The organism is Polaromonas sp., assembly GCF_031411155.1.
Taxonomy (GTDB): Bacteria; Pseudomonadota; Gammaproteobacteria; order Burkholderiales; family Burkholderiaceae_C; genus Polaromonas.
The window spans coordinates 26,288-33,989 of the sequence record NZ_JANOAL010000089.1 but is presented as its reverse complement, the minus strand read 5'-3'; the positions used below and the strand labels follow the sequence as shown (position 1 = coordinate 33,989).

The 7,702-nt window shown below is 69.4% G+C and carries 8 protein-coding genes; all 8 read right to left on the bottom strand.

What is annotated here, in order from left to right; all coding sequences use genetic code 11:
* Positions 1-11 precede the first annotated feature (11 nt).
* Positions 12-2,252, bottom strand: coding sequence for a type II secretion system secretin GspD (gspD, locus tag RMO23_RS05585; protein WP_309679305.1), 2,241 nt, complete (start codon positions 2,250-2,252; stop codon positions 12-14).
* A 5-nt stretch (positions 2,253-2,257) separates the two neighbouring features.
* Positions 2,258-3,061, bottom strand: a complete 804-nt coding sequence (gspN, locus tag RMO23_RS05580) for a type II secretion system protein N (protein WP_309679303.1) — start codon at positions 3,059-3,061, stop codon at positions 2,258-2,260.
* A gap of 45 nt (positions 3,062-3,106) precedes the next feature.
* Positions 3,107-3,604: a type II secretion system protein GspM gene (gene gspM, locus RMO23_RS05575; protein ID WP_309679301.1), complete on the bottom strand. Its 498-nt coding sequence runs from the start codon at positions 3,602-3,604 to the stop codon at positions 3,107-3,109.
* Complete coding sequence (gene gspL / locus RMO23_RS05570; protein WP_309679299.1) at positions 3,601-4,836, bottom strand: type II secretion system protein GspL; 1,236 nt, start codon at positions 4,834-4,836, stop codon at positions 3,601-3,603. The genes gspM and gspL overlap by 4 nt, the downstream gene beginning before the upstream one ends.
* A gap of 88 nt (positions 4,837-4,924) precedes the next feature.
* Positions 4,925-5,911, bottom strand: a complete 987-nt coding sequence (gene gspK / locus RMO23_RS05565) for a type II secretion system minor pseudopilin GspK (RefSeq protein WP_309679297.1) — start codon at positions 5,909-5,911, stop codon at positions 4,925-4,927.
* Positions 5,912-6,117: 206 nt separating this feature from the next.
* A complete protein-coding gene (locus RMO23_RS05560; protein ID WP_309679295.1) occupies positions 6,118-6,831 on the bottom strand; it encodes a prepilin-type N-terminal cleavage/methylation domain-containing protein in 714 nt (237 codons plus the stop codon).
* An 8-nt stretch (positions 6,832-6,839) separates the two neighbouring features.
* A complete protein-coding gene (gspI, locus tag RMO23_RS05555; RefSeq protein WP_309679293.1) occupies positions 6,840-7,208 on the bottom strand; it encodes a type II secretion system minor pseudopilin GspI in 369 nt (122 codons plus the stop codon).
* Positions 7,205-7,666 carry a prepilin-type N-terminal cleavage/methylation domain-containing protein gene (locus tag RMO23_RS05550; protein WP_309679291.1) on the bottom strand — a complete coding sequence of 154 codons (462 nt, stop codon included), beginning with the start codon at positions 7,664-7,666 and terminating at the stop codon, positions 7,205-7,207. The genes gspI and RMO23_RS05550 overlap by 4 nt, the downstream gene beginning before the upstream one ends.
* Positions 7,667-7,702: the final 36 nt, after the last annotated feature.

Below are 7,702 nucleotides of genomic sequence, written 5' to 3'. Positions count from 1 at the left end.
TGCTGGCGGGTTTACTGGCCGGGAATGAAGGTCGGCACGGCGGGCGCGGCAGGCGACACCGGCGGCTGGAGGCTTGTCAGCGGCGCCAGGCCAGGCCGCAGCGGCGGCATCACGGGCGCCTCGTTGACCGGCACCATCACGCTGGAGGCGGGCTGGGCGTCCTTCTGTGCGTTGCGCATCAGGTCATAGCGGTCCATCGACAGGCTTTCAGTGGCCGAGGCGTCACGCACCACCACCGGCCGCAGGAACACCATCAGGTTGGTCTTCTTGCGCGAACGGGTCTCGGCCTTGAACAGGTTGCCGAAGAACGGAATATCGCCCAGGCCCGGCACTTTTTCCTGGTTGCCCGAGTATTCATCCTGCAGCAAGCCGCCCAGCACCACGATGGCGCCGTCTTCGACCAGCACATTGGACTCGATGGAGCGCTTGTTGGTGATCAGGCCGGTGCTGGAATTGATGGACGAGGCCTGCACGCTGCTGACCTCCTGGAAAATCTGCAGCTTGACGGTGCCGTTCTCGCTGATCTGCGGCTTGACGCGCAAGGTCAGGCCGACGTCCTTGCGCTCAATCGTCTGGAACGGGTTGACCGAGCCGTTGTTGCCACTGCCGGCATTGGTGAAGGAGCCGGTCAGAAACGGCACGTTCTGGCCGACGACGATGCGCGCCTCCTCGTTGTCCAGCGTCAGCAGGTTAGGGGTCGACAGAATATTGCCGTCGCCGTTGGCCTCCAGGAAGCGCGCCAGAAAACCCAGCACATAGACGCCGTTGGTGCGGTTGGCGACGCCAAAATTGACACCGGTCGAGGGCAGCACATTGCCGGTCGCCCCCTGCGTGGCCAGGCTGATGAGGTTGGCACCGCCTATGCTGAAGTTGGTGCCCAGCAGGCCGATGCTGCCATCGCCCTTTTTGCCGATAGGCCCCTGAAACTGGATGCCAAACTCGGCCGCCTTGTCGGCATTGACCTCGGCAATCAGGCTTTCCACGAACACCTGGGCGCGGCGCGCATCGAGTTTGTCGATGACGGCGCGCAGCTGGCGGTATTGCGGCTCCGACGCGGTGATGATCAGCGAGTTGGTCGAGGGGTCGGCCTGGATCTGCCCGCCGGTGGACGGTTGCGCGCTGGCCAGGCTGGTGGTCAGGCTGCTGCTGGCGGCCGCGGCGCCGCCGCTGACGCTGGCCGGTGCCGAAAAGGTCGCCGCCGGGCTGGCCGCGCCCAGCGCGGTGAGGCCGCCGGTGCTGCTGGCGCCGCCCGCATTGGCCGCCATCGCGGCCCGCAGGGTGGAGGCCAGCTTGGTGGCATCGGCGTTTTTCAGGTAGACCACATAGATGTTGCCCGCCGCGCCATTGGCGCCCGCATCGCCAATGGCGGCCTGATCCAGCTTTTCCACCAGCGTCCGGACCAGCGCCAGGCGCGCCGGGTTGGCGGCGCGCAGAATCAGCGAGTTGCTGCGCGGCTCGGCCAGCAGCGTGGTCTTGAACGAGGTGTCGCCCTGGCCGGCGCCGCCGGGGCTGCCGGAGTCGATCAGGCGCGTCACCAGCGGCGCCAGGTCGGTCGCGATGGCATGCTGCAGCCGGATGATTTCCACGCCGGTGGCATTGGCCACATCGAGTGCGGCAATGATGGTGCCGATGCGCTGCAGGTTGTCGGCGTAGTCGGTGATCACCAGCGAGTTGTTGCCGGGGTTCACATTGATGGTGTTGTTCGGGCTGATCAGCGGCCGCAGCACCGGCACCAGGTTGTTGGCGGTCTCATGGTTGAGCCGGAAAATCTGCGTCAGGATCTGCCCGCTGGCCGACGGCACGGCGCGCGTGGACACGGTGCCGCTTTGCAGCTTGGCATCGGCCTCGGGCACCACCAGGTACAGGCCGGCCGACTCGACCAGCGCAAAGCCCTGGGTGCGCAGCTGGGTGGAAAACAGGCGCAGCGCCTGCGCCGGCGACACCGGCGAGGTGGTCACCAGCGTCATCGTGCCCTTGACGCGCGGGTCCACCACCACATTGCGCCCGGTGATGACGGCCATGGTGCGCGCCACCGCGTCGATTTCGGCATTGGCAAAATTGAGCGTGACCGGCCCGCCGCCGCGCGCCGCGCCGCTGCCCTCGGCCGGCGCCTGGCGCGCATTCTGGGCATTCAATAGCGGTGTAGCCCCCGCAAACACTGCGCAAGCAGCTATCGAAATAATAGCAAATCGAAACCTGGGCAGCGCCACCCGATGCGGCGCCGTGGGAGTTGGTGTCTGAGGGGTGGTCATGCTGTTTAGCCCAGGGTAATGATGGAGCGCGCGCCGTTGCGGCGCCCGATGATGTTGAGCAGATTGGCCAGCGCGGCTTCGTGTTCGGCGCTGGCACTGGCCACGCCTTCAAAACGCAGGCGCGAGCCGACCCAGCGGCCGCTGCCGCTGAGCTGAAGGCTGCCTTCGAGCGTGGCCAGTTCCAGTGCCGGGGCGCTGCCGCCGGTGAGCGCCAGCCGGTAGCTGCCCATCGGTTTGAGGGTCGACAGGCGCGACGACAGGGCCAGGGCCGTGAGCTCGGCACGCCCGGCCAGCGCCAGCCGCCCGTCAAACCAGTCCAGCGACAGGCCCTGCGTCACCAGGCGCAGGCTGCCCTCGGCCTGCACCGTGTTCCAGGGCGTGCCCAGCCCGGCCAGCATGCCGGCCGGCCATTGCGAAGCGCCGTCAGCCACCCGCAGCACCGCCCCACCCCAGCGCGGCGCCAGTTGCCCGCGCAGCGGCGCTGTCATGCAGCAGCCGGCGCTGACCTGCAGGTTGAGCGCCCGCCAGCCGGGCCGCAGTTGCCAGTCCAGATGCCCCGGCAGCAGCGCGCTGTCGCGGCTGCCCGCGCCACCGGTGAACAGCAGGCGCGCCGAACCGGTCCAGACCGTGCCGCGTGCCTCGATCAGTTGCACCTGCCCCGAACTGGCCCGGTGCAGCGCGGCAGCCAGCCAGCTGGCAGGCGCATACAGCAGCAGCGCCAGCCCCAGCCCGAGCAGCGCCCCCAGCAAGGCCCAGCGCCAGGCCGACGCTGCGGTGGGGCGGTGCGAGAGAGCGTGAGGGCGGGCCATGGTGAATGGAGGGGCTTGGGATGGCGTGGGCGGTTTTGAGAGGGCTTACTGGGGCGGCAGGCTGAGCACCAGCGTGCCATCCCACGCGGCCGGGTCGGCCTGGCTTCGCACCAGGCGGGCCTCGCCGGGAATGGCGCGGGCGTTGACCCGAGCCTGCGCCAGCCATTGCGCCAGCGCGTCGGCGGGCGTGTTGCGCAGCGTGACGGTGGCGCGGTCACCCACCACATTGAGCTGCGCGCCGGCGCCCAGCCCCTGCTTGACCGAGGCCTGCAGCGCGCGCAGGGAATCGTCATGGCCCATTTTGGGCTGCGATTGCATGGCCTGCGCCTGGGCCTGCAGGCTTTGCACCCGCTGCCATTGCGCATCCAGGCCGCGCTGCTGCGCCTCGGCCTGGCGCAGTATGCCCAGCGCCGGCGCGATCAACACCCACCACAGCAGGGCCAGCCCCACCAGCAGGGCGGCAGCGCGAACCAGCGTTTGCTCACGCGGGCCCAGGCTGCGCCAGTGGGCCTGCAACGGTGCCAGGGCGGCAGCGATTTTCATGGCGCCCCCTCGGGTTGCGGCAGATCCTGCTTGAGCAGCAGGGTCTCGCCGTCCAGCCGCGCGCTGTAGCCCAGGCTTTTGAGCTGGCCAGCGACGCCGGCGGCGTCCTGCGCTGCCAGTTGAAGGCCTTTGATGCGGGCCTCGCCGCCGGTAAATTCAATGCTGCCCGCGGCCATTTCGGCCGGCAGGGCGGTGCCCAGCGCCGCCAGCATGGCTTCCAGGTCCCGGCCCGAGGCGGCCCCGGTGGCCTGCCGCAGCAGCGCGACCTCGCGCTCCATCTGCAGCGGCGCGTCCACCACCAGCTTGATCTGCGGAAACGTCTGCGTCAGCGCGCCCTGCACCGCGGCCCGCCGCGTCTGCAGCGCCGATTGCACCTTCCAGGCCCAGGCATTGAGGCCCGCCAGGTTGGCCAGCAGCAGCAGCACCGCACCCCAGCGCGCGGGCCGCCAGCCGGGCGCCTGCAGCAACTCACGCGCCGCGACTGAGAGCCGCTTGAAGGTGCGGGTGCGGCCCGAACTGGCCAGGTCAAACTGCGCCAGATCCCAGGGCGAGCGGGCCACATCGAGCCAGCGCTGGGGGCGGGTTTGCAGGCTGACCTTGCGCTGCAGCAGCTCTTCGGCCAGCGCTGCCACACCGGGTTCGGCCTGCACCAGCAGCTCTTCATCGGTGCTGAGCGGCGGCAACAGCGTCAGGGTGGCAGCGGCCAGCGGCATCCGCAGCACGCCGCCCACGCCCTCACCGGTCACCACCAGCTGCGCGGAATCGGCCTCGCCCACGGCGTGCAGCTGCAAGGGGCCGGTGCCGGGCGCAAATTCCGGCACGATGCGGGCAACCGGGCGTTGCGCGGCCTCCAGCGCCTGCAGATGCCCACGCAGCCAGGCCTTGTCACAGGCCGCCACCCAGGCGCGGCCACCGGCGGCGGCGCCCGGCGCCAGCGCCAGATGAAGCTGCGCCGACTCATCGAGCAGCCGGTCTTCCAGCAGGCCGTCCAGAATGGGCCGCAGGCGCGGTGAGCCGGTGCCCACGCCCCTGGGCAGTTCAACGCTGTGCCAGGACAGCAAGGCGGCCGGCACCACGGCCACCACCTCGCCGCCCCTGGGCGCGGCGGGCAGCAAGGCCAGCGGCGCACTGGCATGGTCGCTCAGCGTGCGGCCATCGGGCGTGAGCGCATAGGGATAGCCCGGCGTGGCGCCAGGCGGCGTGGTGGGAAAAAAAATGATTAATGTGCTCATGAACGGGCGCTCGATTCATTGTAGGGTAGCGTTTTGACACAACCTTGCCATCAAGCCTTACCCCAAGCGGATGGACGCGAGCGGCCGCTCAGGGTTTGGCGCTGGTGGCCGGCCAGTCGGTGACCACGCCACGGTCGCGCCAGAGCGTGCGCACCGCCAGGCCTTCGCGCTGCAGCACGGACCGCTCCTGCACCACGGTCTGGTCCAGCCGCAAACGGCCCCGCACCTCAAAAAACCTGGAGGTCACCGAAAACGGCCCGTCGGCAAAGCGCTCGGCCGTGGCGCCGATTTGCCGGCTTGCCTCCGACAGGTTGCGAAAGTGGCTGCGCTCGCGGGCGGCCACCAGTTTTTGCGCATCGGCCATCTCCAGCCCGGGCGTGCTGGCGTAAATCACTTCGGCGCTGGCGGTGTTGAGGTTGACCGGGGTGCGCAGCGGCAGCAGCGTGATGTAGGGTTCCAGCACGGCCAATGCCTGGGGGCTCAGACCCAGCCAGACCAGCTGCTCGACGCGCTGCGGCATCAGCGGCGTGGACGGCGTGGCGGCGGGCCCGGCATTCTGCGAGGCCTCCAGCAAGCTGCCGGCCAGTGCCTTGACGGGCGGCACCGGCAGCCCCAGGCGCAGGAACAAGCGTTCAAAACTGGCCAGCGCCGGCTCCGAGATCGCGTTGCCGTCAATCAGGTTGAGGACATTGAGCCGCGCCTGCAAGTCGCTGATCTGGCCCGACAAGAACGCTTCGGTGCCGCCTTCGGTGTCCGGCGCGCCGGCACTCTTGTCAGCAGCCAGAAAGCTCGACAGCCGCGCCTCGTTCAGCGGCACGGCCCAAGGCTCTGCCAGGTAGTCGGCGCCGCCGGCACGGGCATCCTCGCGCAGAATCAGCCGCGACCAGTCGAGCGCGCCGGTCAGCATCCAGGCCGACTGGACCCGGCCGCGTTCGGCCGCCTCGACTTCCACGCTGCGCCACTGCTGCCACAGCGCCGCCGCGGCAAAGGTGGCGACCAGCGTCACGGTCAGCATCGCCGCCAGCAGCGCCGCGCCCGATTGCCGGGCCGTGCGACGGGCCGCGCGCGCGCGCAACGACAGAGAGGACGGGCGTGAAATTTTCCGCCGGGCCGCCCCAAGGAAAATCAGCCACCCCGGGGGGCAGCGAGCCACACGCAGTGGGGGAGCGTGGGGGCCGTTATCTTTGCGCCGGGCCGCCCCAGGGAAAATCAGCCCCTTCTTCTTGTGCATGGGGCAGCGCAGCGCCGCAGGCACGCGAAGCGACAAGCGTGGGGGCCACCTCATGACCGGTCCCCGCCCAGCGTGGGCCGCACCCAGTCCAGGGTCAGCTTGCCGCTGATCGCCTGCCCCGGCGGCAGGGTCAGCATCAGGCGAATGCCGTCGGGGACGGGCGAACTGCCGACCGCCGCCGCTGCCGCCACGGCCGCCGCCTCGGGGCCGCCGTTGCTGCTCGACAGCGGGTTGGTCCAGGCATTGCTTCTGAAATAGAAAATCTGCCATTCGGCCAGCGGCGTGATCGCCACCTCGCGCCGTTTCTCTGCATCGCCGGCGTTTTGCGCCCACATCGAAGCGCGGTTCCAGGCATCGTTCCAGTCCGCCACCGTGCGCAGCACCGGCGACTGCCAGCGCAGCCACTGGCCTGGCCCATCGGCGCGACGCGTCCAGGCCACCACCAGCAAACCCTCCCCCAGGGCGGCGCTGCGCCGCGTCAGGCGCAGCACGCGGCCATCCCAGTCCAGGCTGTTGATGTGAGACGTCTGGGTCAGGGCATCCAGATCGACCTTCCATTGCGACAGCCCGGCCTGCAGGGTCAGCACTTCGTCGGCACGCTGGCTGGTCTGGGCCTGCGCCCTGGCCATGCCGTCCAGGCCGCGCCAGCTCAGCACGGCCAGCAACGCCATGATGGTGATGGCGACCAGCAGTTCGATCAGCGTGAAGCCGCGCTGACGGGAAGTGAGTGATCTGAGCGGGTGCGCAATGGACATGACGGACATGCCAGCCATCAAAATTGAGTGACCACGGTAGACAGCTGCAGCACCGGCTTGTCGCCGTCGCTGACCCGGGCATCGACGCGCCGGAATTGCGGATTGGGTGTGGGCCGCACCACCAGCGTGACCAGCAGGCTGCGCCCGGCCTGTTCGCAGCCGGCCGTGCTGTCGCCAACGCCAGGCATTTGCCGTGACAGGCGCACCTTGATCAGCTCGTTTTCCGCGCACAGTTGCGCCAGCAGCAGGTCGGACTGGCGCAAGGCGTTGTTGGTCAGGGCCGTGGTGGCCTGCAAGCCGGCCACCAGGGCAATGGCGACGATGCCCAGCGCCACCAGCACCTCGATCAGCGTGAAGCCCGACACCCGGCGCAGCACGGGTTTCATGGCGGCTCCAGCGCCTGCACCGCAAAGGGCCGCAGGCCATCGGTGGCAACGCGCATGACGCGTAGCGGCTGACCGGCCGCCGCTGTGCTGCTGACGAGATCCACCGACTGCGGGCCAATGATGGGCTCCGGCCCGAGTTGCACGGCCGCGTTGCCGCGCACCGTGGTGCCCTCGGCCAGCCAGCGGTCGGGCAAGGCCTGGGCCGGCAGCCCCTCAAAACGGAAACCACCGGCAGTGGTGTGCCAGTAGACGGGCGCGCCACTGGCGCGTGACTGCGCGCGCGCCGACTCGAACAGCACCGCCAGCCGCTGGGCCTCGCGCTCCAGGGAGGTCTGGCCGGTGTCCCGCATCGCCAGGCTGACCCCGGCCGTCGCCATCGCCATGATGGCGATCACCACCAGCAGCTCCAGCAGCGTAAAGCCGCTGTTACGCGGGGAAAAAGAGTGGACAGACGGCATTTTTTGCGGGGTGGCCCCTGGAACAATGCAGCATCT